The 25,789-nt window shown below is 68.6% G+C and carries 25 protein-coding genes; 15 read left to right on the forward strand and 10 right to left on the reverse strand.

Annotated elements, in window-relative coordinates; all coding sequences use genetic code 11:
• Nucleotides 1–5: 5 nt before the first annotated feature.
• Genes NY1_RS03385 through NY1_RS03415 form a run of 7 tightly spaced genes read left to right on the forward strand, consistent with a single transcriptional unit; the run spans nt 6 to nt 6,923 of the window.
• The gene (locus NY1_RS03385) at nt 6–377 is read left to right on the forward strand and encodes a cupin domain-containing protein (protein ID WP_067708115.1); all 372 of its coding nucleotides are present in this window, start codon (nt 6–8) and stop codon (nt 375–377) included.
• 2 nt (nt 378–379) lie between these two features.
• Nucleotides 380–1,885: an aldehyde dehydrogenase gene (locus NY1_RS03390; protein WP_067708118.1), complete on the forward strand. Its 1,506-nt coding sequence runs from the start codon at nt 380–382 to the stop codon at nt 1,883–1,885.
• A 42-nt stretch (nt 1,886–1,927) separates the two neighbouring features.
• Complete coding sequence (locus NY1_RS03395) at nt 1,928–3,214, forward strand: flavin-containing monooxygenase (RefSeq protein WP_067708121.1); 1,287 nt, start codon at nt 1,928–1,930, stop codon at nt 3,212–3,214.
• A 6-nt stretch (nt 3,215–3,220) separates the two neighbouring features.
• Entirely contained in the window at nt 3,221–3,667 is a 447-nt protein-coding gene (locus tag NY1_RS03400; RefSeq protein WP_067708124.1) for a RidA family protein, read from the forward strand.
• The gene (locus tag NY1_RS03405) at nt 3,664–4,338 is read left to right on the forward strand and encodes a DUF1028 domain-containing protein (protein ID WP_067708127.1); all 675 of its coding nucleotides are present in this window, start codon (nt 3,664–3,666) and stop codon (nt 4,336–4,338) included. Before NY1_RS03400 ends, NY1_RS03405 begins: the two co-directional genes overlap by 4 nt.
• Entirely contained in the window at nt 4,335–5,501 is a 1,167-nt protein-coding gene (locus NY1_RS03410) for a M20 family metallopeptidase (protein WP_067708130.1), read from the forward strand. Before NY1_RS03405 ends, NY1_RS03410 begins: the two co-directional genes overlap by 4 nt.
• A 15-nt stretch (nt 5,502–5,516) precedes the next feature.
• On the forward strand, nt 5,517–6,923 hold the full coding sequence (locus tag NY1_RS03415) for an aspartate ammonia-lyase (protein ID WP_067708133.1): 1,407 nt from the start codon (nt 5,517–5,519) through the stop codon (nt 6,921–6,923).
• Between the two features lie 2 nt (nt 6,924–6,925).
• On the opposite strand, the gene NY1_RS03420 is transcribed toward NY1_RS03415, so the two are convergent.
• Nucleotides 6,926–7,891: a DUF1152 domain-containing protein gene (locus NY1_RS03420; RefSeq protein WP_218028299.1), complete on the reverse strand. Its 966-nt coding sequence runs from the start codon at nt 7,889–7,891 to the stop codon at nt 6,926–6,928.
• Nucleotides 7,892–8,125: 234 nt separating this feature from the next.
• Between NY1_RS03420 and NY1_RS03425 the strand changes: the two genes are divergently transcribed.
• Nucleotides 8,126–9,520 (forward strand): MFS transporter, encoded by a 1,395-nt coding sequence (locus NY1_RS03425; protein WP_084534612.1) that lies wholly within the window; start codon nt 8,126–8,128, stop codon nt 9,518–9,520.
• Here the strand turns inward: NY1_RS03425 and ligA are convergent.
• The 3 genes from ligA to NY1_RS45055 form a co-directional block, all read right to left on the reverse strand.
• Complete coding sequence (ligA, locus tag NY1_RS03430) at nt 9,517–11,490, reverse strand: NAD-dependent DNA ligase LigA (RefSeq protein ID WP_067708138.1); 1,974 nt, start codon at nt 11,488–11,490, stop codon at nt 9,517–9,519. The two genes, NY1_RS03425 and ligA, sit on opposite strands and share 4 nt — an antisense overlap.
• Before the next feature lie 74 nt (nt 11,491–11,564).
• The gene (locus NY1_RS03435; protein ID WP_169815302.1) at nt 11,565–12,521 is read right to left on the reverse strand and encodes an alpha/beta fold hydrolase; all 957 of its coding nucleotides are present in this window, start codon (nt 12,519–12,521) and stop codon (nt 11,565–11,567) included.
• Between the two features lie 26 nt (nt 12,522–12,547).
• Entirely contained in the window at nt 12,548–13,345 is a 798-nt protein-coding gene (locus NY1_RS45055) for a helix-turn-helix domain-containing protein (protein WP_067708141.1), read from the reverse strand.
• 60 nt (nt 13,346–13,405) lie between these two features.
• Between NY1_RS45055 and NY1_RS03445 the strand changes: the two genes are divergently transcribed.
• A complete protein-coding gene (locus tag NY1_RS03445) occupies nt 13,406–13,810 on the forward strand; it encodes a DUF3224 domain-containing protein (protein WP_067708231.1) in 405 nt (134 codons plus the stop codon).
• A 19-nt stretch (nt 13,811–13,829) separates the two neighbouring features.
• Here NY1_RS03445 and NY1_RS45525 read toward each other — a convergent pair whose 3' ends face one another.
• The 4 genes from NY1_RS45525 to NY1_RS03465 form a co-directional block, all read right to left on the reverse strand.
• Complete coding sequence (locus NY1_RS45525; protein WP_233434184.1) at nt 13,830–14,048, reverse strand: hypothetical protein; 219 nt, start codon at nt 14,046–14,048, stop codon at nt 13,830–13,832.
• Between the two features lie 361 nt (nt 14,049–14,409).
• Nucleotides 14,410–15,006 carry a winged helix-turn-helix transcriptional regulator gene (locus NY1_RS03455; RefSeq protein WP_233434185.1) on the reverse strand — a complete coding sequence of 199 codons (597 nt, stop codon included), beginning with the start codon at nt 15,004–15,006 and terminating at the stop codon, nt 14,410–14,412.
• A 185-nt stretch (nt 15,007–15,191) separates the two neighbouring features.
• Nucleotides 15,192–16,169 (reverse strand): TIGR03557 family F420-dependent LLM class oxidoreductase, encoded by a 978-nt coding sequence (locus NY1_RS03460; protein WP_067708148.1) that lies wholly within the window; start codon nt 16,167–16,169, stop codon nt 15,192–15,194.
• Nucleotides 16,170–16,210: 41 nt separating this feature from the next.
• A complete protein-coding gene (locus tag NY1_RS03465) occupies nt 16,211–17,239 on the reverse strand; it encodes a DNA topoisomerase IB (RefSeq protein ID WP_067708151.1) in 1,029 nt (342 codons plus the stop codon).
• Nucleotides 17,240–17,476: 237 nt separating this feature from the next.
• Between NY1_RS03465 and NY1_RS42610 the strand changes: the two genes are divergently transcribed.
• Entirely contained in the window at nt 17,477–17,650 is a 174-nt protein-coding gene (locus tag NY1_RS42610) for a hypothetical protein (RefSeq protein WP_157762018.1), read from the forward strand.
• A 52-nt stretch (nt 17,651–17,702) separates the two neighbouring features.
• Here the strand turns inward: NY1_RS42610 and NY1_RS03470 are convergent, their stop codons facing one another.
• Complete coding sequence (locus NY1_RS03470; protein ID WP_439955991.1) at nt 17,703–18,416, reverse strand: TVP38/TMEM64 family protein; 714 nt, start codon at nt 18,414–18,416, stop codon at nt 17,703–17,705.
• A 169-nt stretch (nt 18,417–18,585) separates the two neighbouring features.
• Here NY1_RS03470 and NY1_RS03475 point away from each other — a divergent pair, with 169 nt between their 5' ends.
• The 5 genes from NY1_RS03475 (at nt 18,586) to NY1_RS03495 (ending at nt 25,048) form a co-directional block, all read left to right on the forward strand.
• Entirely contained in the window at nt 18,586–20,445 is a 1,860-nt protein-coding gene (locus NY1_RS03475; protein WP_067708153.1) for a methylmalonyl-CoA mutase family protein, read from the forward strand.
• 2 nt (nt 20,446–20,447) lie between these two features.
• Nucleotides 20,448–22,706: a methylmalonyl-CoA mutase gene (gene scpA, locus NY1_RS03480; RefSeq protein ID WP_067708156.1), complete on the forward strand. Its 2,259-nt coding sequence runs from the start codon at nt 20,448–20,450 to the stop codon at nt 22,704–22,706.
• Entirely contained in the window at nt 22,703–23,797 is a 1,095-nt protein-coding gene (gene meaB, locus NY1_RS03485) for a methylmalonyl Co-A mutase-associated GTPase MeaB (RefSeq protein WP_084534615.1), read from the forward strand. Before scpA ends, meaB begins: the two co-directional genes overlap by 4 nt.
• 57 nt (nt 23,798–23,854) lie before the next feature.
• Entirely contained in the window at nt 23,855–24,388 is a 534-nt protein-coding gene (locus NY1_RS03490) for a GNAT family N-acetyltransferase (protein ID WP_233434186.1), read from the forward strand.
• Nucleotides 24,389–24,550: 162 nt separating this feature from the next.
• Nucleotides 24,551–25,048: a hypothetical protein gene (locus NY1_RS03495; RefSeq protein WP_067708158.1), complete on the forward strand. Its 498-nt coding sequence runs from the start codon at nt 24,551–24,553 to the stop codon at nt 25,046–25,048.
• A 4-nt stretch (nt 25,049–25,052) separates the two neighbouring features.
• Here NY1_RS03495 and NY1_RS03500 read toward each other — a convergent pair whose 3' ends face one another.
• Nucleotides 25,053–25,706, reverse strand: a complete 654-nt coding sequence (locus tag NY1_RS03500) for a response regulator (RefSeq protein WP_067708161.1) — start codon at nt 25,704–25,706, stop codon at nt 25,053–25,055.
• Nucleotides 25,707–25,789: the final 83 nt, after the last annotated feature.

Here is a 25,789-nt window from a genome sequence, read left to right on the forward strand (position 1 = left end):
CACCGATGCCTGCCGTCAACCCCGTTCCCACCGGCCCCGAGCTCGCCGCCACCATGACCCCGAGCGCCTATGTCACCGCCGCCACGCTGCGATCCGGAGATCCGCAGGAACACGAAAGCGCCCACCTCGCCAGTGCCGACCAGCGATTCAGCGTCGGCTCCTGGCGCGCCCAGCCCTACACCGAATACATCGAGTCCTACCCCGGTGACGAGTTCACCCACGTGCTCGAGGGCTCGCTGACGCTGACCTCCGAGGACGGCGTGGCTCGCACCTTCGGCCCCGGCGACTCGTTCACCCTCGAACGCGGCTGGCGCGGGGAGTACCGGGTCGACGAACCGCTGCTCAAGCAGTTCGCCATCTACATCCCGGGGGAGTGACGATGACAGCGCCATCCTCGGCCGCCGACTGGTCGGCCCTGGCCGGAACACTCAGGCCGCGCACCGAACTGTTCATCGACGGCTCCTTCCGCCCCGCCGCCTCGGGCACGACGTTCGACTCGATCGCACCGGCCACCGGCGACGTGCTGGCGCGGGTCGGCGCTGGCGACGCCGCCGACGTGGATCGCGCCGTCCGCGCCGCCCGCACAGCGTTCGAGTCCGGGGTCTGGTCGCGGGCGGCATCGGCCGAACGCAAGCGGGTGCTGCTGCGGCTCGCAGACCTGATACTCGAGCACCGGCACGAACTGGCGCTGCTGGACTCGCTCGACATGGGCAAGCTCGTCACCGAGGCCGACACCGTCGATGTGCCTTCGGCCGCAGCGCTTTTCACCTACTATGCCGAAGCGCTGGACAAAATCCCCGGCGAGATCGCGCCCACCGATCCCGGTGCGCTGGCCCTGGTCACGCGCGAACCGCTGGGGGTGGTCGGCGCGGTCGTGCCGTGGAACTTCCCGCTCGATCTCGCGGTCTGGAAGCTCGCCCCCGCACTCGCCGCCGGAAACAGTGTCGTCCTCAAACCCGCTGAGCAGTCACCGTTGTCGGCACTGCGGCTCGCCGAACTCGCGGCCGAAGCCGGTCTGCCCGACGGCGTGCTCAATGTCGTGCCCGGCCTCGGCGCGACCGCGGGCGCGGCGCTGGGCCTGCACGGGGACGTCGACGTGCTCGCGTTCACCGGCTCCACCGCGACCGGCAAACGGTTTCTGCGCTACGCCGCCGACTCCAACCTCAAACAGGTCTGGCTCGAATGCGGCGGCAAGAGCCCCAATCTCGTGTTCGCCGACGCCGATCTCGACGCGGCCGCGGAGAAGGCGGTATTCGGGGCCTTCTACAACCAGGGGGCGGTGTGCTCGGCCAACTCCCGCCTGCTGGTGCAGCAGGACGCGGCCGACTACCTGATCGAGGCGCTGCTGCGGCACGCCGCCGCGATCCGCCCGGGCGATCCGCTCGACCCGGCCTCCACCCTGGGCGCACTCGTTTCCGAGGAGCACACCCACACCGTCATGGGGTTCATCGACCGTGCCCGGGCCGAGGGCGAATTGCTGCTCGGCGGCCACCGCACCACCGTGGCCGGGCGGGGCTGCTTCGTCGAGCCGACCATTTTCACCGGCCTGCCCGCGGATGCGGAACTGGTCACCCAAGAGGTCTTCGGGCCGGTGCTGTCGGTGCAGACCTTCCGCGACGAAGCCGAGGCGGTGCGCCTGGCCAATGACAGCGTGTACGGCCTGGCCGCGTCGGTGTGGACCGACAGCCTCGATCGCGCCCACCGGGTGTCGTCCGCACTGCGCGCGGGCACGGTCTCGGTGAACACCGTCGACGCGCTCAGCGCCCAGACGCCGTTCGGCGGTTTCAAACAGTCGGGCTTCGGCCGCGATCTCTCGCTGCACGCGCTGGACAAGTACACCGGCTTGAAGACCACCTGGTTCGCCATTCGCCCGGCGGTCGGCTGAGCCATGGAATCGACAACTCTCCCAGTGCATCCGGAGGTACAAGTGTCCACCGAGGAGATCGACGTGCTCGTGGTCGGCGCCGGTCAGGCCGGTATCGCGATGAGCGAGCACCTCGGCGCCCAGGGCATCACGCACCTGGTGATCGAACGAGATCGCGTCGCCGAGCGCTGGCGCTCGTGGCGCTGGGATTCGCTCGTGGCCAACGGGCCGGCCTGGCACGACCGCTTTCCCGGGCTGGAATTCGATATCGCCGCAGACGAATTCGCCACCAAGGAACAGGTCGCGGACTACCTCCTGGCCTATGCAGACAAGATCGCCGCGCCGATTCGCACCGGCGTCGAGGTCACCTCGGTACGCCGGAACACCGGGCGCCCCGGCTTCCGCGTCGAGACGACCGGCGGCACCATCGACGCGCGCTTCGTCGTCGCGGCCACCGGTGCGTTCCAGCGGCCGATCATCCCGAATGTCGTCCCCGCCGACGCCGGTATTCATCAGATCCACTCGAGCTCCTACCACAATCCGGAGCAGTTGCCCGACGGCGCGGTGCTCGTGGTCGGCGCGGGCTCCTCGGGCGTGCAGATCGCCGACGAGCTGCGGCGCTCGGGCCGCGCGGTCCATCTCGCCGTCGGCCCCCACGACCGCCCGCCGCGCAGCTATCGCGGCCGCGACTTCTGCTGGTGGCTCGGGGTGCTGGGCAAATGGGGCGCGGCGGCGCCGCCGCTGGGCGCCGAGCACGTGACGATCGCCGTCAGCGGGGCACGCGGCGGGCACACCGTCGACTTCCGCGCGCTCGCCGCGGACGGGATCACCCTGTGGGGGACGGCCACAGGCTTCGCCGACGGGGTCCTGCGCTTCGGGTCCGACCTGCGGACGAACATCGAGAACGGGGACGCGAACTACCTGTCGATGCTGGCCGAGGCGGACGAGTACGTCGCCCGCAACGGTCTGGACCTGCCGGAGGAACCCGGCGCACACGTGCTCGGCCCGCTGCCGCGCTGTGTGACCGACCCCGCCGCCGAACTGGTGCTCGCCGGAGCCGGTGTGACCACGATCGTGTGGGCGACCGGATTCGCCAACGACTACGGGTGGTTGCAGGTCGACACCTTCGACGAGCGCGGAAAACCGGTGCACCAGCGCGGGGTTTCGGCCGAGCCCGGGCTGTACTTCCTCGGCCTGCCGTGGCTGTCGAATCGCGGATCGAGCTTCCTGTGGGGCGTGTGGCACGACGCCGGATACCTCGCCGGGCAGATCGCGATCCAGCGCGGCTACCTCGCACACCGGGGCCAGGGCGAACGGTCCCTGTCCGCGGAACCATCCGTGAGCATCTGAAAGGAACTGTGCGCCTTGACTTCTCCCACCCACCGGCGGATTCGGCCGTTCAACACCAAGGACACCTACCCCGAGCAAAATCTCTCGAACGACCTGTGTCAGGCCGTGGTCGCCGGCGGCGTGGTCTATCTGCGCGGGCAGATCGGCCAGGACCTGGATACCCGGGAGTCCGTCGGCATCGGTGATGCGGCGGCGCAGGCGGAGCGGGCGATGGCCAATATCGCCATGCTGCTCGACGAAGCGGGCAGCTCACTGCGCGACATCGTCAAGGTCACCGTCTACCTGACCGACATCCGCTATCGCGAACCGGTGTACCGGGTGATGGGGCGCTGGCTCGAAGGCGTGTTCCCGGTCTCGACCGGACTCGTCGTCGAGGCCCTCGCGCGGCCGGAATGGCTGGTCGAGATCGACGCCACGGCGGTGCTCAGCGACCCGAAGGACGGCGGCGCATGACCCTGTCCCTGGTTGCCCGTGACCCCGGTACCGGGGCCTTCGGCATGGTCATCTGCTCGTCGAGCCCCGCCGTGGCGGCACGTTGCGCGCACGCCCGTGCGGGGGTGGGAGTCGTTGCCTCGCAGAACATTACGAATCCGGCACTGGGTACGCGGGTGCTCGATCTGCTGGCAGCGGGGCGCGATGCCGCTGCGGCGCTGGATGCAGCATTGGCCGAGGAACGGTACCCGGAGCACCGTCAGGTGACCGTCGTCGATATCCACGGCGGTACCGCCGTGCACTCCGGCGCCCACAGCCTGGGCGTGCATGCCGAGGCTGTCGGTGAGCATGCCGTGGCGGCGGGAAATCTGCTCGCCCACGACGGGGTCGTCGCCGCCCTGCTCGCCGGCTACACCGGCAGCGATGCGGAGACCTTCGAGGGCCGCCTGCTCGACGGGCTCAGGGCGGGGACGGCGGCCGGCGGGGAAGCGGGGCCGGTGCACTCCGCCGGTCTGCTGGTCGTCGACGATGTGTCCTGGCCGGTCACCGATCTGCGCGTCGACTACGCCGCCGATCCGCTGGTGGATCTCGTTGCCCTGTGGGAGCTTTGGCGACCGCAGCGGGCCGACTACCGGATGCGCGCCATCGATCCGACGGCCGCGCCCTCCTACGGCGTTCCGGGTGACCTGTGACCACCATCGACGATGTGGTCACCGCCGCAGTGGCCGCCGCCCACCCGGACCTGGTCCGGCTGTCCCACGATCTCTACGACCATCCCGAAATCGCCTGGGAGGAGGTCAGATCAGCACGCCGGGTCGCGGAACAGCTGGCGGACAACGGGTTCGAGGTCACCGAGCGGTACCGCGATCTGGACACGGCGTTCGCCGCCCGGATCGGCAGCGGTGACCTGCACATCGCGGTGTGCGCGGAATACGACGCGCTGCCCGGGCTCGGGCATGCGTGCGGCCACAACCTGATCTCGGCCATCTCGGTGGGCGCCGCACTCGCGCTCGCACCCGTCGTCGACGACCTCGGCCTGACGGTGTCGGTGCTCGGCACACCCGCCGAAGAGGGCGGCGGCGGCAAGATCGAACTCCTGGAACGCGGCGGTTTCGACGGCCTGCACGCGGCGGCGATGGTCCACCCCGGCCCCGTCGACGTCGCCCTGGCTCGGCCGTTCGCGGTGTCGCACAGCCACATCGAGTATCGCGGCAGATCCGCGCACGCCGCCGCCTACCCCGAGCGGGGCGTCAACGCCGCCGACGCGTTCACCATCGCGCAGGTCGCGATCGGGCTACTACGCCAGCAACTTCCGCACTCGGTAAGGGTGCACGGCATGATGACGCGCGGCGGGGAGGCGCCGAACGCGATCGCCGAACACACCGCCGGCCGGTGGTACGTGCGCGCGGAAACGCTCGCCGAACTCGCCGAGGTCGAACCTCGGATCCTGCGCTGCTTCGAAGCGGGCGCGTGGGCCTCGGGCGCCGCGCTCACCGTTACGCCCGAGTCGAAGCCCTACGCCGAATTCCGCACGGACACCGAACTTCTCGCCTGCTACGAGCGGCGCGCGATCGCGGTCGGACGCCGGTTCAGTTCCGGCGCGGACGCGATGATGGCCCGGGCTTCCACCGATATGGGCAACGTGTCTCAGCTCATCCCGGCCATCCATCCCTACATCGGCATCGACTCGATGCCCGCGGTCAACCATCAACCCGAGTTCGCCACCGCCACCACCACGCCCGCAGCCGAAGCGGCGATCGGGCAGGGCGCGGCAGCGCTGGCGGGCACGATCGTCGACGCCGCCACCGACACCCGGATCCGCCACCGCCTGATCCGCGGCCACCGCGCGGACTGACGCAGGAGCACAGTAATGGTCGCACCGACCCCGTCCACCGTCCGCACCGAGCACGATCTGCTCGGCTGCCACGATGTCCCCGCCGCCGCCTACTACGGCGTGCACACCGCCCGCGCGCTGGCGAACTTCCCGATCAGCGGGGTGCCGATCGCCCGGCTGTCCGACCTGGTCGTCGCGCTCGCCGCGGTGAAACAGGCGGCGGCGCAAGCCAATCGGGATCTCGGCGAGCTCGACGGCGATATCGCCGACGCGATCATCGCCGCCTGCACCGAGATTCGCGGCGGGGCGCTGCACGACCAATTCGTGGTCGACCAGATCCAGGGCGGCGCCGGGACATCCACCAATATGAACGCCAACGAGGTGATCGCCAACCGGGCGCTGGAGATCCTCGGCCACCAGCGCGGCGACTACCACCGCATCCACCCGCTCGAACACGTCAATCGCGGGCAGAGCACCAATGACGTCTATCCCACCGCGGTCAAGGTGGCGATCGGATTCGCCGCGCGCGCACTGGAACACGCGCTTCGGGTGCTCGGCGAACAGTGCCGGGAGAAATCCGCCGAATTCGCCGGGATGATCAAACTCGGCCGGACGCAGCTCCAGGACGCCGTGCCGATGACGCTGGGGCAGGAATTCGGCGCCTTCGCGGTGACCATCGGCGAGGACGCCGATCGCCTCGCCGAAGCGTCCCTGCTGATCGCCGAGATCAACTTGGGTGGCACCGCGATCGGGACCGGGCTCAACACCCATCCCGCGTACCCGGGCATCGTGTGCGAGCACCTGCGCCGGATCACGGGACTGCCGCTGACCACCGCGCGGGACCTGGTCGAGGCCACCTCCGATGTGGGTGCGCTCGTCCAGCTCTCGGGGGTGACCAAGCGGTCCGCGGTGAAACTGTCGAAAATCTGCAACGATCTGCGGCTGCTGTCGTCCGGGCCGCGCGCGGGCCTGGGCGAGATCGAGCTCCCACCCGTGCAAGCGGGTTCGAGCATCATGCCGGGCAAGGTGAACCCGGTCATCCCCGAAGTCGTCAATCAGGTCGCCTTCGAGGTGATCGGCAACGATCTCACCATCACCATGGCCGCCGAGGCCGGACAGCTGCAGCTCAACGCCTTCGAACCGATCATCGCCCGCGCCCTGCTGGCCTCGCTCACCCACCTCACCGCCGCGGTGCGGGTGCTGGGCGACCGCTGTATCCGCGGCATCACGGCCAACCCCGAACGCATGCGCGAGTCCGTCCTCGGCTCGGCCAGCATCGCCACCGTGCTCAATCCGGTGCTGGGGTACGAAGCGGTATCCGCGCTGGTCACCGAAGCGATTGCCACCGGTGCCTCGATTCCGGAGCTGGTCCGCCGCTACGCACTGATCGACGACGCGGTGCTGACGCGCCTGCTGAGCCCGGAGCATCTGTGCCGTCGTTGATGTCAGTGCGGAATGAAGCCGGCGGGGCGGGGTTCGGGGCGCGAGGTCAGGTGGGCTTCGATCAATTGCGCCACCTGGTAGGCGTGTTCGGTGGGTTCGAGGTGGGGGAGGTATTCGACCGTGCGGGCCAAGGCCGGTAGGTCGACGGACAGGTACATCGCCATGAGGGGATTGACGAAAAGCTCTGTGCCCGAAGTGCGGTCGGTGGCGTGGACGTCGCCGAACTCGCCGCGGAGAGCGCTGGCGATCTGGGAATGAACGATGCTGGGGCGCAGCGGGGTTTCGGCGAGGGCGTGTACGACGGCGGCGAAATAGGCTGTGCCTTCGGGACTTTCCGCGGGGATGGAGAGCGCGCCCAGGTAGGCGTGCTGTTTCTGCAAGGCGGCGAGGTTTTCCAGGACGTGGGCGTGGCAGACGCCGTGGTAGGCGTCGACGCCGAAACCGACGGAGACCACGAGGCGATTGATGTCCGGGAGACCGGCGACGGCCGCGAGGCTGGTCATATCCTCCTGCGGCGTGCCCAGCCCGGCCTCGTCGCCGCGCAGCAGAATGTCCGTGCCGCCGTCCACCAGCACGATGGCATCGATGCCGAGCCGCTCGACCAGGGCCGCGTAGGCCGCGCGCAAAGGGCGGACGCCGGATTTGGGGAAGGCGTAGACCAGGGGATCGCGGCCGGTGCTCGCCAGCCAGCGGGCCAGGCTGCGCTCCGGGAAATAGTCGTCGTTGCCCGCCGATTCCGGGCCGACGGCGGCCACTCCGGGCGCGAACCAGTCGTCGAGCGCGAGCCGGCGCAAATTGCTGAACGACAGATTCGCCAGATGCACCGTCTTGCCCTGCGCCTGCAAGGCCACGGCCAGCGGCAGTCCGCCGTACACGTCGAATCCGCCGCCCGCACCCGCGATCAGCACCCGGGTGGCATCCCGCAGGCGGGTGAACAACGGCGGCTCGGCCAGGCGATACGGAGTCACCTCGACATGATGGCCGCGGAATCGAAAAACGGCCAATGACTTTGCCATTCGAGCCGATAGTGACCACGATCACAGACCAGGTTTAGGCGCTGGTGGGACCGGTCGCCGGCGCACCCGTACCGGACCGCCACCGTTTGCGCAGCGATTGCATGGGTACCGGTCTGTTTCGTGCGAGAAACCACGGAACCGAACAAACCCGGCTTTCCGCTACGGAGGTCGGTCGCCGCGAGCGCCATGGGCAATGCCACCGAGTGGTTCGACTACGGCGTGTACGCGGCCACGGCGGGATACCTGACCTCGGCCTTCTTCCCGGGCTCGCTGGGCACCCTCGGCACCATGCTGGGCTTCGCGGTCTCCTTCGTGCTGCGCCCGCTCGGCGGCATGGTGTGGGGACCGCTGGGCGACCGTATCGGGCGCAAAGCCGTGCTGGCGACCACCATCCTGCTCATGTCGGCGGCCACCGGCGCCATCGGACTGCTGCCCACCCACGCCACGGCAGGCGTGCTCGCGCCCGTGCTGCTGATCCTGCTGCGGGTCGTGCAGGGATTCTCAACCGGTGGCGAATATGGCGGCGCGGCAACGTATCTGGCGGAATGCGCGAACGATCGCAGGCGCGGATTCCTGGGCAGCTTCCTCGAATTCGGCACGCTCGCCGGGTTCGTCGGCGGTTCGGCGGTGGTGCTGGCCTGTCAGCTGGCGCTGGGGTCGGACGCCATGTACGCCGGTGGGTGGCGGATTCCGTTCCTGCTGGCCGTGCCGCTGGGGCTGACCGGGTGGTATCTGCGCGCCAAGCTGGACGAGTCGCCGGTGTTCACCGAGCTGTCGGAGCAGGATTCTCGCGATACCCCGCCGGGTGGGTTGCGCGAGGTGCTCACCACCTACCGCCGTGAGGTGCTGACGCTGATCGGTCTGGTCGTCGCGCTGAACGTGGTGAACTACACGCTGCTCACCTATCAGCCGACCTATCTGCAACGCACGCTCGGACTGGGTGAATCGACCACCACGGCCATGATGCTCATCGGACAGCTGGTCATGATGATGTCGCTGCCGTTCTTCGGACGGCTCTCCGATCGGGTCGGGCGGCGGCCGATGTGGCTCGTTTCGCTGATCGGATTGACCGTGCTCGCGATACCCATGTACATGCTGATGGGGCTCGGAACCGCCTGGGCCGTCGTCGCATTCGTGGTGCTGGGGTTGTTCTACGTTCCGCAGCTGTCCACCATCAGCTCGACCTTCCCGGCGATCTTCCCCACGCATGTCCGATACGCGGGATTCGCGATGGGCTACAACGTGTCCACGGCCCTGTTCGGCGGTACCGCACCGCTGGTCAACGAGGCGGTCATCGAACGAACCGGTTGGTCGCTGTTCCCCGCGGGATACATGGTGGCGGCGTCGCTCGTCGGCCTCGTGGCCTGCGCGTTCCTGCGCGAGACCGCGGGAACCTCGTTGCACGGCACCGAGATTCCCGCGACCGACACCGAGGTCGAGACGGTCGCCGCCGTCGGAACCGAAGCCGCCGTCACCGAGACGGCGGCTGCTGCTCCCGAGACAGCCGCGCCGGTGCGACCGATTCCGGCGGTGTCGCACCACGAACCGCCGGCCCGTCCCGCCGGCGTCGCCGAGGGCTAGACGACGTTGGCGTCGATCAGCATGGTCCAGATCTCGCCCTGATCGACGACCGCGACGCCCAGCTTCTCGGCCTTGGTGAGCTTGCTGTCGCCCACGCCCGCGCCGGTGATGAGCATGTCGGTGCTCGCCGACACCGACGAAGCCGTTGTCGCCCCGGCCTTCTCGCACAGCCGCTGGAAGGTCGGGCGGGCGACCTTCTCACCCGAGCGCGGGTCGCTGATCGCCCCGGTGATCACCACGGTCTTGCCCTCCAGGGGCGCGCCGGCGGCCACCACGGGCGGTAGATCCTCCTCGCGGACATCGAGGGAGACGCCGTTGGCGCGCAACCGATCCAGTTCCGGGCGCAGCCGGGTGAGGTGCGCGACCAGCGAGGCGGCCACCTTCGGGCCGATGTCCTCCACCGCCACCAGACGCTCCTCACCGGCGTCGGCGACCTCTTCCAGGGAGCCGAAACCGGAGCGGGCCAGGCGGGCCGCGGTGCCGTCGGAGGCCATCGGAATGGCCAGGCCGATGAGGGCGCGGCGCAGGCCGACCTGGCGGCTGGCATCGATCGAGTCGATCATGCGCTGCGCGGAAACCTCACCGACACGGTCGAATTCGAGCAGCTGTTCCTTGGTCAGGGTGTAGAAGTCCGACGGCTGTTCCAGCATGCCCGCCTCGGCGAGCCGCTCGATCCACACCGGGCCGATGGCGTCGATATCGGCCGCCGCGCGCGAAGCCCAGTGGATGAGCCGCCGCACCGTCTGTGCGGGGCAGGAAACATTGGTGCAGAACAGTTCCCGGCTGTTGCCCTGTTCGGTCACCGGCTGCTGGCAGGACGGGCACACCGTGGGCGGCACGATCTCCTGTTCCGCCCCGGTGCGTTTGGCGGCGTCGAGCACGCCCGCCACGAACGGGATCACGTCACCGGCGCGGCGCACCAGCACCGTGTCGCCGATCTTGATGTCGCGGGCGCGGATCACCTCTTGGTTGGCGAGCGTGGCCTTGGTGACCGTGGTGCCGCCCACGAACACCGGCTCCAGCCACGCCACCGGCACGATCTTGCCGGTCTTGCCGACATCCCAGATGACCTCGCGCAGCAGGGTGGTCTTCTCCTCGGCGGCGAATTTGAACGCCAGCGCGCCGCGCGGCGAGTTGGAGCGAGTCCCGGCCGCGGCGTAGGCATCCCGGTCCGCGAGCCGCAGTACCGCGCCGTCGAGGTCGTAGTCCAGGTCATTGCGGCCGTCCTCGATCGCGCTGATCGCCGCCTGCGCCTGCGTGGCGTCCTCGCAATGCCGCATCTGCGCGCCGGCGATGCCGAGGGCCCGCAACCCGTCTTCCAGATCCAGCGCCGCGTCACCGGAGGAGTCGTCCAGATCGAATCCGAAGAACTGCAACCGCCGTTCGGCGACCGTGGCCGGATCCTTCGCCCGCAGCGTGCCCGCGGCCGCATTGCGCGGATTGATCAACGGCTTGTCCGGATGCGCGGTGTTGTACGCCGCGAACGTCGAGCGCAGCATCACCGCCTCGCCGCGCACCTCCACCCGCCCCGGGGTGTCGATCTTCTCCGGCACCCCGTCGACCAGCGCCCGCACCAGCATGGTCACGTCATCCCCGGTGGTCCCGTCACCTCGCGTGATCGCCCGAGCCAAGCGCCCGTCCTCGAACACCAGCGCGAGCGACAGCCCGTCCAGCTTCGGCATCACCACCACCGACTGCCCCGGGAATCGATCGAAGAACGCCGCCACCTGCTCGGGCTTGGTCGCCTTCTCCAGTGACAGCATCGGCCGCGAATGCCGGATCGGCGCATGCAGCACCCCCGGCGCACCCACCTGCTCCAGCGGATTCGGATCCGGCGCCAGCTCCGGATGCGCTCCCACCAACTCCCGCAGCTCATCCTCGATCAGGTCGTACTCGGCATCGGCGACCAGCGGCGACCCCTGATAGTAGGCCTCCCGCAGCACCACGATCCGGTCAGCGAGCTCTTGCATCCGTTCCCCAATTTCCACAGCTCCAGACGCTACCCACTCCCACCGACACCTGTGGTCAGCGACTCATGGTGACCTCACGCCAGCGCCGGATCGTGGCTGCCGACGAACTCGAGAAACCGCGGAATCACCGCATCGGGACCGGCCCACATCAGGTCGTGCCCGACACCCGGATAGATCTCGACCTCCGCCGCGGGAAGGTGATCGCGAGCGCGCCCTGCCGCGAATTCGACGTCGCTGACCACGGTTTCGGCCCCGAAGAGCACCAGCGCCGGAATATCGATGGCCCCCAACTCCTCATCGGTGAACGGCCGATCCCAGGGCATGGCCATCCGGAACTTTGCCGCCGCCAAAGCAATAGCGAACTCGTCATCGGAAGGTTCGAACCCGGGCATCAGCCACGCATTCAGCTTCCGCATCCGCTCCGGCGTGGGCCGCATCCCGGCCGCAATGAACTTCAACAACAACCCCAACCGCGGCCTGGCAAACGTGGAAGCGCTCGGCTCGATCAACGTCACACTGGCCAGCCGATCGGACCGATGCACCGCGACAGCCCCGGAAAGCCAGGCGCCCAAGGAATTCCCCGCCAAATGCACCCGCTCCTCGCCGAGCCCGTCGAACGTCTCGACCATCCATTCGGCAATATCCGCCGTATCCCGCAACTGCGCAGTCTGTGCACTCCGCCCCGCCCACCCGATCACATCGGGCGTATAGACGACCCGATCCCGAGCCAGCTCCGCCATGAATCGTCGAGCCACCTGCCCGTTCCCGCCGATCCCCGGCAACAACACAATCGGCGCCCCCGGCCCGCTCCCGGACTTGCGCACCCGAGTGGTCCCGAACGAGGTCTCGACATCGATATCGCTGAACGTCACCGGCCACTTCGCAGCCATGTTGTCATACGCGCGCAAGAACTCTTCCCGCGCATCTGCACTGGTAAACCGCCCGATCCGAGCCATCATCTCCCCTTCCGATCTTGCTGATATGAACGTACCACATAAGTGGTATGCGCATACCAAAAACCTGCGTCGCACCTGCCGATCCCCAGGGGGGATGTGGGTCATTCGTGGCGGAGGTAGGTGGTGGGGGAGCGGCCGACCATGGTTTTGAAGTCGCGGGTGAAGTGGGACTGGTCGGCGTAGCCGAGTTCGGCTGCGAGGGTGGCCAGGTCTATGGGGTGTTCGTCGAGGCGTTGGGCGGCTTCGTGGAGGCGGTAGCGCTGGATCACCCATTTGGGGGAGACGCCGATGTATTCGCGGAAGAGTTTTTGGAGGTGGCGTTTTGCTATGCCGGAGCGGTGGACGAGGTCGTCTACGCGGAGGATCGAACGGTTGGTGAGGGTTTCGTCGACTATCTCGTTCAGTAGTGGGGTGTGGGCCAGGTCGGGTGGAATGCGGTCGCGGATGAAGGCTTCCGCTGTGGTGCGGCGGGTTTCGGTATCGGCGAGGGCGGCGAGGGTGGCGGCGAGGTGGTCGGCGGCGGGGCCGAGGACCTCCGCGGCGGGGAGGACGCGGTCGGTGAGGTCGGCGACGGGGGTGCCGAGGAGTGCGTGAAATCCGGCGGGGCGGAAGGTGGTTCCGAAGATTTCGCCGCGCCCGGACAGGGTGTCGGTGAATCGTCCGCGTAGTACGCCGTGGATGCGGCATTGGCCGTTGTCGACCACGAGCACTACCGCCGGGCTCGGGAGCACTTCCACGACGAACGGGTTGCGGCCGTTCAGATCCCAGCGCACGGACCAGTGGTGGGCCACGATGTCGGCGAGATCCTCGGCGGCGGGGATCATCGCCTCGCGATAGACGCCCACCCCCGATTGCGGATCGAGCAGCCCACGCGCCGGCTCGGCGGTCCTGTGGTCCATGGCCCCTGCTGTTCGCGTTTGTTCAAGACGGCACTCGATCTCGACCATAGCGTCGAAGCCATGACGACATCGACTACCGCGACCGGCACCATCGAATCGAAATCCTGGGAACAGGCCCCGTTCGCCGACGCCACGGACGCACCGGCCCTGGGCATCTCCGAGGGTCACGACACCTACCGCGGCGCGATCGAAGGAGACGCCGAATGGCGGGGACTCACCTGCACCGCCGCCGACGGCAGCGGCACCTTCGACAGCCTCCAACGCATGAACTGCACCCTCGCCGACCGCAAAGGCACCTTCGTGCTCCGCATGACCGGCACCTTCGACCCCGACGGAAACTCCCGCGCCCAATGGTCGGTCCTGCCCGGATCCGCCACCGGCGAGCTCACCGGCCTCACCGGCACCGGCGGCTTCGACTCCACCGACGGCGTCCACACCTACACGCTCACATACGATTTCGAGTAGCGAGGGCGGCGTGCCCGGTTCAGAGCATCGGGCGCGCCGGTCCGGTCCGCAGCCAGGCGTGCAGGACCTCGAAGTCGGTGTCGGTCAGGCCCTGGAAGCAGTCGACCTGCCGTAGGAACGCGGGTGCGGGATGGTGTCCGGCCACCCACTCGCGATCGGCTTCGGTGATCTCGTCGTCGACCCAGGCGAACGGGCGGCCGGCTGCCCAGGTGACGAGAGTGCGTGTCTTCCACGACAATCCGAACCATCGGTCTTCGTGGATTTGTGACGCGGTGGGCTCGGGCCAGCGGACCACGGGGAGCGGCGGCAGGCCCAAGAGTGGTGCGAGGTGGGTGTTGGCTTCCTCTTCCCATGTTGTGGCCCACACCAGTTCGCAGGGAAGGGCTGCCAGCCGGTGCCCGATCGCGTGAGTCAATCGCGATCGGGCCGGCCCGGGTTCGGTGTTGGGGGAGAGGTCGATCGGGTCGGCTCCGAAGGGGAGCAATGGCCCGTCTACGTCGAGGAACAGCAATGGGCGTGACCCGTGAACAACGTTGTCCGATGGGGTATTCGGTCTCACACTCGCGGGTGTACCAGATGTTCGGCGGTGGTGCCCGGGCTCAGGCCTGGCTGAAGACGGCGGCGAGGTCGTGTTCGTCGCCGCGCAGTTCGCCCATCGCTGTCGCCTGCTCGATGGTGATGCTGCCGGCTGCCAGACCCAAGACCGTTGTCGGGCCGCTGTGGAACACCGTTGCCGGTCGTTGGGCGGGGGCGAGGGTGGTGTGGGTGCCGGTGTGGTCGACGCGGACTGCCACGAGCTCGCCTTCGACTTCTACGCCGATTACGGTCGGTCGCTCGGATCGTTTGCCTCGCAGCAGGGCTCGCAATGCGACTACGAGCCAGTGGGTGCGGAAGGCGTCCCCGCGCCGGGGTCCTGACTCCATCAGGGGTGCGCTCCAGGCTACGAGTGATTCGACTGTGCTGCGCAGTTCTTCGCCCCATGGCGTGAGGTGGTAGGTCACACCTCGCACTCCCGGATCGAGCCGGCGCTGCAGTACCCCGGCACTCTCGAGCGCGCGCAGTCGATCGGCGAGCAGGTTGGTGGCGATGCCGGGCAGTGCTGCCTGCAGATCGCTGTATCGTGCTGGGTGGATGAGCAATTCGCGGATGATCAGCAGATTCCAGCGTTCGCCGACGATGTCGAGAGCGCGTGCCAATCCGCAATACTGGCCGTAAGTCCGGGAGGAGTCTGGTGGTCGCATTCCCGCTTCCGAGGGTCGTGTGAGGAACTGGGCCATCTACTACCTACGTACGGCGATAGTAGATATTCATCCACGACCGTGCAAGATCAAGTCTGGACAGTCGCTTATGTCTCGATTGCCCAGACCGTGTCGGACTCGGATTATGCGGCGGCCGCGCGGAGTTTCTCGAGCAGCGGTCCGGCTGCCTCGTCGAGGAACTGCTGTTGCGCTTCGTCGCCGACCTGCACGAGTGCGATATCGGTGAATCCGGCTTCCCAGTAGGGGCGGACGGCCTCCACGACCGCGTCCAGGTCCGGTCCGCAGGGAATCGATTCGGCGACGTCCTCGGGCCGCACCAGCTGGGTCGCGGCCGCGAAGCCGTCCGTGGTGGGCAGATTCGAATTGACGTCCCACCCGCCGGTCGACCACCGGAACTGCTCGTGAGCACGCTGAACGGCCTTGTCCCGGTGCGTATCCCAGCTCACCGGCACCTGACCGGTCACTCGTAGGGCCCCGTCGCCGTCACTGGCCTGCCGCCAGGACTGGACGAGATCCGCGTCCGGATCGGTGCTGATCATCTCGTCCGCCAGCGGCGCGAACCGCTCGACCGACCGCGCACCGGACACGGCCACCGCGAGGGGCACCGGATCCGGCGGCAGATCCCAGATCCGAGCCGAATCGACCCGGTACCAATGCCCGTGCCGACTCACCGTCCCGCCCGCGAGCAGATCGCGGATGACGCCGATCGCCTCCTCCAGCCGCTCGTGACGTTCGGCCACACCCGGCCAGCCCAGGCCCACTACGTGCTCGTTGAGGCTCTCCCCGCTGCCCAGCCCCAGGGTGAACCGGCCTTCGGCGAGGATCTGCAGCGTGGCGGCCTGCTGCGCCACGATCACCGGGTGGTAGCGCAGCGTCGGGCAGGTCACGTAGGTCATCAGCGGAATCGACTCGGTGGCCTGCGCGACGGCGCCGAGCATCGTCCAGGCGTGCGGCGCGTGCCCCTGCTCCTCGAGCCAGGGCGAGAAATGATCGCTGCTGACCAGGAAATCGAATCCCACCTGTTCGGCGGCGACGGCGTACCCGACGAGTTCGCGGGGGCCGCTCTGCTCGGTCATCAGCGTGTATCCGAATCTGGTCACAGGCTCGCTCCTTCGGTCGTGGTTCGCTGGATACCGACGAGCTACCCGATGGCCGCCGATTGATGCGTGCGCCGCAGCAACCGGATCACCGCCCGATCGACGATGTCGCGCTGCGCCTGCGGGCTGTCCGCGCGGTGCGCCCGGCCCAGGGCGGCGGCGATCGTGACGCCCTCCTCGAAAGCGCGCAGCACCCGCGGATCGACATAGGAGGCGCGCACCACGGCGGGCGTATTGCCCAGCAACTCGGCCACATCCGACATCACCTGCCGCACCACGGTTTTGCGGCCCCGCACGGAACTCGGCGCGGTCACGGTCGCGAGCCCGGCGGCGGCCAGCACGGTCGCCTGCCAGGTGCGCAAATCCTTGACGCTGAACTCGGGCCCGGTGAGCTCCCGGAAGCGGGCGTTGACCGTGTCGGCGTGCACTTCGTGGACGCCCGTTCGATCCCGGTAGACGAACAACCGCTGCGTGTCCGTGCGCGCGGTCAGCAACGCCCGCAATGCTTTCGCCAAGGCGACGTCACACACTTCGGCCTGACACCGGATACCGCTCTTGGCCGGGAAATCGAGCGCGATCCGCGCGCCGTGCACCCGGAGATGCTCGCGCAGCAGCGTCGCGACCCCGTGCGACCCGTTCGTCTCGGCGTACTCCTCACCGCCCACCCGCAGCACCCCCGAGTCGAGCAGCGTGATCGCGGCGGCCAACACGCGATCCTCGCCCAGCCCCCGCCGATCCAGGTCGGCGCGCAACCGCTCGCGCAGCACCGGCAGCCGCGTCGCCAGCTCCAGCACCCGGTCGAACTTCTCCTCATCCCGTTCCCGCCGCCATTGTGCGTGGTAGAGATACTGTTTGCGGCCCGCCGCGTCACGCCCCACCGCCTGGATATGACCGTTCGGATACGCGCAGATCCACACCTTGCGCCAAGCCGGTGGAATCGCCAGCTCCCGAATCCGCCGCAGCGTCTCCTCGTCACGCACCACCTCACCCGCGCTGGTGACGTAGGAAAACCCCCGCCCCCGCCGCCGGCGCAAGATGCCGTCGCCCTCGATCGTGCTGTGCCGCAATCGCATTCGTCACACCGCCCGTGCCGATCGCCGGGCGTCGTGGCGGAGAGCACGAAGATCGGACAAGGCGGGCTCCTGGACGTGACGCGGACGGTGTGCTCGACGGTGATACCCCGCTCCTCGAAGATCAACCGGCGACGTGCCCGTTTGCGCTCCCGGCCCACGGGTAGAGCGACCTCGTCGATCGAATCCGCCCCCACCGCGACCCCGCCCCGGCGGCCGCCCCCCGAACCAGGAGCTGTGATGAACCGGAAAACCGGCGATCCGCGTGAGCGCGCGGACCTCGACGACGATGCGCAGAGCACCGAATTCGCCGACGAACACCAGGCCGTGACCGCCGACCGGGACCCCGAGGGCGAGACCGAATCCCCCGACGGACTCGGCGGCATGGACCCCGACAGCGGCACCGCCGTCTGACCGGAGCCGAAGGCCCTCAGGCTCCAAAGGGTTTCGGTTGGGGGCGGAGCGATCAGCGCTCGCCGGGCAGCGCCATGCGCGCGTCGACGACCAATCCGGCGACGCCGGCGGCCAGGCACAGGGCGGTGATCGCCAGCTGGGCGGGGGAGGTGCGGTTGGTGAGGGCGTCGCCGAGCAGGACGGTGCCGATGGTTCCGGGCAGGATGCCGAAGACGGTCGCGATGACATAGGGGGTCATGCGGATCGAGGACAGGGCCGCGCAGTAGTTGACGATGGAGAAGGGGGCGAAGGCGATCAGGCGCAGTGAGCCGATCGCGAGCCAGCCGCGGCGGGCCAGGCGGGCGTCCACGGCTTGCACGGTGGGATGGGTGAGGCGGGCGCGGACCCGGTCGTGGTCGAGGGCGCGGACCAGGATCAGGGCCAGGACGGCGCTTAGGGTGGTGGCGGTCAAGGCCAGGGTCAGGCCCAGCGCCGAGCCGAAGAGCATGCCCGCGCTGAGGGTGAAGATGGTGCGCGGGAAGGGAAGTACGCACACCAGGGTGTGCAGGGCGAAGAAGACCAGCGGCAGCGCCGGGCCCACCGAATCGGCCCAGGAGCGGATCTGCTGCGGCCCGGGGTGGGGTGCGAAGGCGGCCAGGGCGAACAACACGCCGCAGGCGAGCAGGGCGACTACGACCCGCGGTTCGCGGAGTCGGCGCAGCAGCTCGGGCAGGCGGGTGAGCTGGGCGGACAGGCGGGTCCGGGGCCTGCTCTCGGTTGTTGGCACCGCGCCAGGTTACCCGCTGGTAGTGGGACTCCGTGGACGGGAATCACAATGCTGCGGTTAGCATCAGGGTAAAGACGATGAATGCTCGTTAACCGAAGTGCCCGTTGAGCTGTGCGAATGCAGTAGAAACCGGTCATCCGGTCAGTGAGTGGAAGAGGGAACAGCAGCTATGCCGATTGCTTCAGACTCGGGCACCGAACCGGTGCCCGGGTATGCCGCCTGGCGCAAGGGTGTCGCCGGGGTGCTGGCCAAGGCCCGCAAGGTGGATGTGTCCGAATTGCCGGACGAACCGGAGAAGCTGCTTGCGGTAAAGACCTACGACGGCCTGACCGTCAATCCGCTGTACACCCGTCGCGACGAGCTGCCCGAGCAGCCGCTGCCGGGGCAGTTCCCGTTCGTGCGCGGTGGCGATGCCACCCGGGACGTGCACCGGGGCTGGTACGTGAGCCAGCGCTTCGGTGGGACCGATGCCGAGACCGTGAACCAGGAGATCCTGTTCGCGCTCGAGAACGGCGTCAGCGCCGTGTGGTTGAGCGTGGGCGCCGACGCGGTGCCCGTCGCGGACCTGAAGACGGCCGTCAAGGGCATGCTCTTCGATCTCGCGCCGATCACCCTGCGCGCCGGTGACGAGGTGAACGAGGCTGCCGCGCAGCTGTTCTCGGTGCTCGACGGCTATCAGGCCGAGGACCGCACGGCGATCCGGGTCTCGCTCGGCGCGACCCCGCTCACCAGCCTGTTCGCCGGTTCGCCGGCCATCGACCTGGATGGCGCGGTGGCGCTGGCCCAGCAGGCGGTGGCCCGGCCGGAGACCGTCCGCGCCATCACCGTGTGCGGCGTGGCCTTCCACAACCAGGGCGCCTCCGATGCCCAGGAGCTGGGCGCGGCCGTCGCCGCCGGTCTGGAATACCTGCGCGCGCTCACCGACGCGGGCGCCGATATCGCGGATGCGCTGGGCCAGCTGGAGTTCCGCTTCGCCGCGACCGACGACCAGTTCGAGACCATCGCCAAATTCCGGGCCGCCCGCCGGCTCTGGGCCCGCGTGGCCCAGGTGTGCGGCGCGCCCGCGTTCGGCAATGCCCCGCAGCAGGCCGTCACCTCGCCCGCCATGATGACCCAGCGCGACCCGTGGGTGAACATGCTGCGCACCACCCTGGCCGCGTTCGGCGCGGGCGTCGGCGGTGCGGACTATGTCACCGTGCTGCCCTTCGACGACGCCCTGCCCGCCGGGGAACTCGGTGTCTCGCAGGCGTTCTCGCAGCGCATGGCCCGCAACACCCAGCTGCTGCTGCTCGAGGAATCGCACCTCGGCCACGTGCAGGACCCGGCCGCCGGTTCCTGGTACGTCGATTCGCTCACCGACGAACTGGCCGCCAAGGCGTGGGAGTTCATGCAGGAGATCGAGCAGGCGGGCGGTTATCTGGCCGCGCTGCAGGCCGGTCTGCTGGCCGAGCGCATCGCCGAGACCAAGACCCGCCGCGATTCCGATGTGGCGCACCGCAAGACCGCCGTCACCGGCGTCAACGAGTTCCCGAACCTGGGCGAGGAGCCGCTGTCGGAAGCGGCCCGTGTGCCCGGTGCGACCGCCCGCTACGGCGCGGCGTTCGAGGAACTGCGCAACCGCTCCGATGCCTTCCTGATCGCCAACGGCGCGCGCCCCAAGGCGCTGCTGGTGCCGCTGGGACCGGTGGCGGAGAACAATGTCCGCGTCACCTTCACCGCCAACCTGCTCGCCTCCGGCGGTATCGAAGCGGTGCATCCGGGCGCCATCGGCCTGGACGAGATCGGCAAGGCCGCAACCGAATCCGGCGCCTCCATCGCCGTGCTGTGCGGCGCCGACAAGCGCTACGCCGCCGAAGCCGGGACCGCCGTGGACGCCCTGCGCGCCGCCGGCGTCACCACCGTGCTGCTGGCCGGTCCCGAGAAGGTCGTCGCCGACCTGACCGGAACCTCGCGCCCCGATGGTTTCGTGGCCGCCCGCATCGACGCGGTCGCGGCGCTGTCCGGCCTGCTCGAGAAGCTGGGAGCATAGGAATGAGTGAGATCAAGCATCGCATCGGCAATTTCGCCGAGGTGCCGCTGGCCGACGGTGACGCCACCGCCGCCCCGGTGAGCGCCGCCGAGGTGAGCGACTTCGTCGCCGCGGCCGCCACCGCCAATCACTATGCGCCCGAACAGCTCACCTGGGCCACCCCCGAAGGCATCGACGTGCCGCCGGTGTTCACCAAGGCCGACCGGGACGCCATCGCCGAGGCGGGCTACCCCCTCGACAGCGTGCCGGGCGTCTCGCCGTTCGTGCGTGGCCCGTACCCGACCATGTACGTGAACCAGCCGTGGACGATCCGCCAGTACGCGGGCTTCTCCACCGCCGCGGACTCCAACGCCTTCTATCGCCGCAACCTGGCCTCGGGTCAGAAGGGCCTGTCGGTCGCCTTCGACCTGGCCACCCACCGCGGCTACGACTCCGATCACCCGCGCGTGACCGGCGACGTCGGTATGGCGGGCGTGGCCATCGACTCCATCCTGGATATGCGGGAGCTGTTCGATCAGATTCCGCTGGACCAGGTATCTGTGTCGATGACCATGAACGGCGCGGTGCTGCCGATCCTGGCGCTCTACGTCGTCGCCGCCGAGGAACAGGGCGTCAAGCCCGAACAGCTGGCCGGAACCATTCAGAACGACATTCTGAAGGAGTTCATGGTCCGCAACACCTACATCTACCCGCCCAAGCCCTCGATGCGGATCATCTCCGACATCTTCGCCTACACCTCCGCGAAGATGCCGAAGTTCAACTCGATCTCCATCTCCGGCTACCACATCCAGGAAGCCGGCGCGACCGCCGACCTGGAACTGGCCTACACCCTCGCCGACGGTGTGGAGTACCTGCGGGCCGGGCTGGACGCGGGCATGGAGATCGACCAGTTCGCGCCGCGGCTGTCGTTCTTCTGGGCCATCGGCATGAACTTCTTCATGGAGGTCGCCAAGCTGCGCGCCGGGCGACTGCTGTGGGACGAGCTGGTCGCCGAGTTCGAGCCCAAGAGCGCGAAATCGCGTGCCCTGCGCACCCATTCGCAGACCTCGGGCTGGTCGCTGACCGCGCAGGACGTGTTCAACAATGTGGCGCGCACCTGTGTGGAGGCGATGGCCGCGACCCAGGGGCACACCCAGTCGCTGCACACCAACGCCCTGGACGAGGCCCTCGCACTGCCGACCGACTTCTCGGCGCGCATCGCCCGCAATACCCAGCTGCTGATCCAGCAGGAGTCCAATACGACTCGCCCCGCCGACCCGTGGGGCGGCTCGTACTACGTCGAATGGCTGACCCACCAGCTCGCCGAACGGGCCCGCGCCCATATCGCCGAGGTGGAGGCGCACGGCGGTATGGCGCAGGCGATCTCGGAAGGCATTCCGAAGCTGCGCATCGAAGAGGCCGCCGCCCGCACCCAGGCGCGCATCGACACCGGGCAGCAGCCGGTGATCGGCGTCAACAAGTACCAGGTCGAGGAAGACACCCCGATCGAAGTGCTCAAGGTCGAGAACTCGCGGGTGCGGGCCGAGCAGAACGCCAAGCTGGAAAAGCTGCGCGCCGAACGCGATTCGGCCGAGGTCGAGCGGGCGCTCGCCGAATTGACCCGTGCCGCCGCCTCTTCCGAGGGCGGCATGGACAACAACCTGATGGCCCTGGCCATCGCGGCCGCGCGCGCCAAGGCCACCGTCGGCGAGATCTCCGACGCCCTCGAAAAGGTCTACGGCCGCCACCAGGCCGAGATCCGTACGCTCTCCGGCGTTTACCGTGAGGAAGCGGGCAAGGTGACCAACATCAGCAAGGCCATCGAGCTGGTCGAGGAATTCGGCGAAGCCGAAGGCCGCCGCCCCCGCATCCTGGTCGCCAAGATGGGCCAGGACGGGCACGACCGCGGGCAGAAGGTCATCGCGACCGCCTTCGCCGACCTCGGCATGGACGTCGATGTGGGCCCGCTGTTCCAGACCCCCGAAGAGGTGGCCCAGCAGGCGGCGGACAACGACGTGCACATCGTCGGCGTCTCCTCGCTCGCGGCCGGTCACCTCACGCTGGTGCCCGCCCTGCGGCAGGCACTGGCCGATGTCGGGCGCCCCGACATCATGGTCATCGTCGGCGGCGTGATTCCGCCCGGTGACTTCGACGAGCTGTACGAAGCCGGCGCCGCGGCGATCTTCCCGCCCGGCACCGTCATCGCCGACGCCGCCATCGATCTCATCAAGAAGCTGGCCGGATCCCTCGGCCACGAGATCGGCACCGGCACGGACGCATGAGCGAGGCCGCTTGGGGGAGTGGTGAACACGGCGGGGGACCCCGCCTGGGCACCACTTCCGGGACCGGTGCGGCCGGCTCCCGCAGCGTCGCGGCGGGCGCGCGCCGCACCATCGATGTCGATGCGCTGGCCGAGCAGGTGCGCTCCGGTCAGCGCGCCGGGCTGGCGCGAGCCATCACCCTGGTCGAGTCGACCCGGGCCGACCATCGGGAACTGGCGCAGCAGCTGCTGCTGAAGCTGGGCCCCGAGGCCGGCGCGGTGACGTCCAATCGTGTGGGCATCACCGGTGTTCCGGGCGTCGGCAAATCGACGTTCATCGATGCGCTCGGCATGTACCTGATCGGACAGGGGCATCGGGTCGCGGTGCTGGCGGTGGATCCGTCCTCCACCCGCACCGGCGGTTCCATTCTCGGCGACAAGACCCGCATGGCCCGGTTGTCGGTGGAACGCGACGCCTTCATCCGTCCCTCGCCCACCGCGGGCACGCTGGGCGGCGTGGCCAAGGCGACCCGCGAGACCATCGCGCTGCTGGAAGCCGCCGGTTACGACGTGATCCTGGTGGAGACCGTCGGCGTCGGCCAATCCGAGGTCACCGTCGCGAACATGGTCGACGTGTTCTGCTTCCTCACCCTCGCCCGCACCGGCGATCAGCTCCAGGGCATCAAGAAGGGCGTGCTGGAACTGGCCGACCTGGTCGCGGTCAACAAGGCCGACGGCAAGCACGAACTCGAGGCCAAGGCCGCCGCCCGGGAACTGCAGGGCGCCATGCGGCTCATTCACCCGCGCGAATCCATGTGGCGGCCACCGGTTCTCACCATGAGCGGGTTGAACGGCCAGGGGCTGGACACCTTCTGGGATACGGTGCTGACCCACCGCCGCATCCTGACCGAAGCGGGCGAATTCCTGGAGAAGCGCCGCCGTCAGCAGGTCGACTGGACCTGGACCATGGTCCACGACAATCTGCTGCGCCGCCTGGCCGACAATCCGAAGGTGAAATCCCTGCGCGGCGAGGTGGAGCAGCGGGTGCGCGACGGCTCGCTGACCCCGGCCCTGGCCGCCGAGGAAATCCTGCGCGCTTTCGATACGCACTGACCGGCGCTGCCGGACCGGTCGGCGGGCTGCCGTCGCCGGTCTGGCAGGCTCGTACCCGTGGACACCATCGAGATCCGGCCGGGAGCGCCCGCCGACGCGGAAGCCGTTGCGGTACTGCATATCCAGAGCTGGCGGACGGCCTACGCGGGCATCATGCCGCAATGGTTTCTCGACAGCCTGCACCCGGATATCCGGCGTGAGGTGTGGCGTGAGCGGCTCGTCACCGCCGATCCGGCGACCGCGCTGTTCGTCGCGGAATCCGGTGGCGAACTGCTGGGGTTCACCTATCTGGCGCGCCAATCCGACGGCCGCGTCCTGCTGGACAACCTGCACGTCCGCCCCGATCTCAAACGCGGCGGCATCGGCGGCCGGCTGCTGCGCCGCGCGCTGCACTGGACGGCTACGGAGTTCCCGGGCCACCCCATGTACCTGGAAGTGCTCAAGGACAACCATCCGGCGATCGCCTTCTATGAACGTCACGGCGGTGTGCGCGCCGTGGAACGCATCGGCCACTGGCCCCAAGGTTTCGATCTGGCCGAATTCGAATACGTCTGGCCCGCTACGCCCCCGAACAGCGAGTACCCTGAATAATCCACGTCCCGCAATAGGCCAGCAACCCACTGACCCGGTAGTCCAAGGAGATGGTGGCGATGGGGTGGGAACTGAATTGGATGCTCAACCTGCTCACCTATCTGAGCAGCATCGGCTCACTACCGCCCATGTCCCTGCGCAGATTCTAGGCATACTCGAGGGGTGAGCACCCGAATCGCGCGCCTGAGAGCCCTCATCGACCACCCCGGGACCGGCGCCGCGGAACGCGCTGCCGCCCAGCGCATGCTCGATCGGGTGCTGAGCAGATCGGATACCGGTCGCAGTGGCGGCGACCGTGCCTACGGCGCTCACTACGGCCGTGTGGGCCGGCACGCCGATCTGGATGCCGTGGCCGAAATGATCCGCGCCGATATCGCTTTCGCCCGCACTTTCACCGATGACGAGAACGGTGATGCGGTCGAGGAATACAGCGTCCTGCGCGCGGCGCCGCCGGAAGTCGTTTTCACGGTGGCTGTTCCGTTCGACGGCACCATCACCGTCACCATGAGCGAGCTGCCGCCGGGCTGGGACCCGGAATCGATCCGGGCGGTCGCCACCGAACTGGCGGAGATCATGAACGCCTACAACCACACTGGCGCGGACACCGGACCGCGTTTCTTCGCCCGCGTGCTCATCGGCACCACGACGGTGCGGTGGTGAGTGCTCAGCCGCGCGGGGAAGACGGTGTGCCCGAACGCAATCGGGACGCCAATACCGCGGCCTGGGTGCGGCGTTCCATGCCGAGCTTGGCGAGCAATCGGGAAACGTAGTTCTTGACGGTCTTCTCCGCCAGGAACATGCGCTCGGCGATCTGCCGGTTGGTCAGGCCCTCGCCGAGCAGGTCCAGGAGTTTGCGTTCCTGATCGGTGAGCATGGCCAGGGGACCGTCGGGTTCGGTGCTGCGGCGCAGGCGTTCCATCAGCGCGGCGGCGGCGCGATTGTCCAGCAGGGATCGCCCGGCGCCGATCTCCTTGATGGCCTTGGCCAGTTCCATGCCCTTGATGTCCTTGACCACGTACCCGCTCGCCCCGGCCAGGATGGCGTCCATCATGGCCTGCTCGTCGGTGAAGGAGGTCAGGATCAGGCAGCGTAGGTCGTCGAGCCGGGACAGCAGTTCCCGGCACAGTTCGATCCCGTTGCCGTCGGGCAGGCGCACGTCCAGCACCGCCACGTCGGGGCGCAGCGCCGGAATCCGGGCCAGGGCCTGCGCCACATCACCGGCCTCGCCGACCACGGTGAGTTCCGGGTCGCCCTCCAGCAGATCGATCAGGCCGCGACGGACGATCTCGTGATCATCGACGAGGAACACCTTGATCATTTGCCGCCGTCCGATCTGCCGTCCCGAACTGATCCCACCAACATAGCCCGCGCCGCCCGGCCCGGGGATGGACCAAAGTCCCT

The organism is Nocardia yamanashiensis NBRC 100130 (genome assembly GCF_001613325.1).
GTDB classification, from domain to species: domain Bacteria; phylum Actinomycetota; class Actinomycetes; order Mycobacteriales; family Mycobacteriaceae; genus Nocardia; species Nocardia yamanashiensis.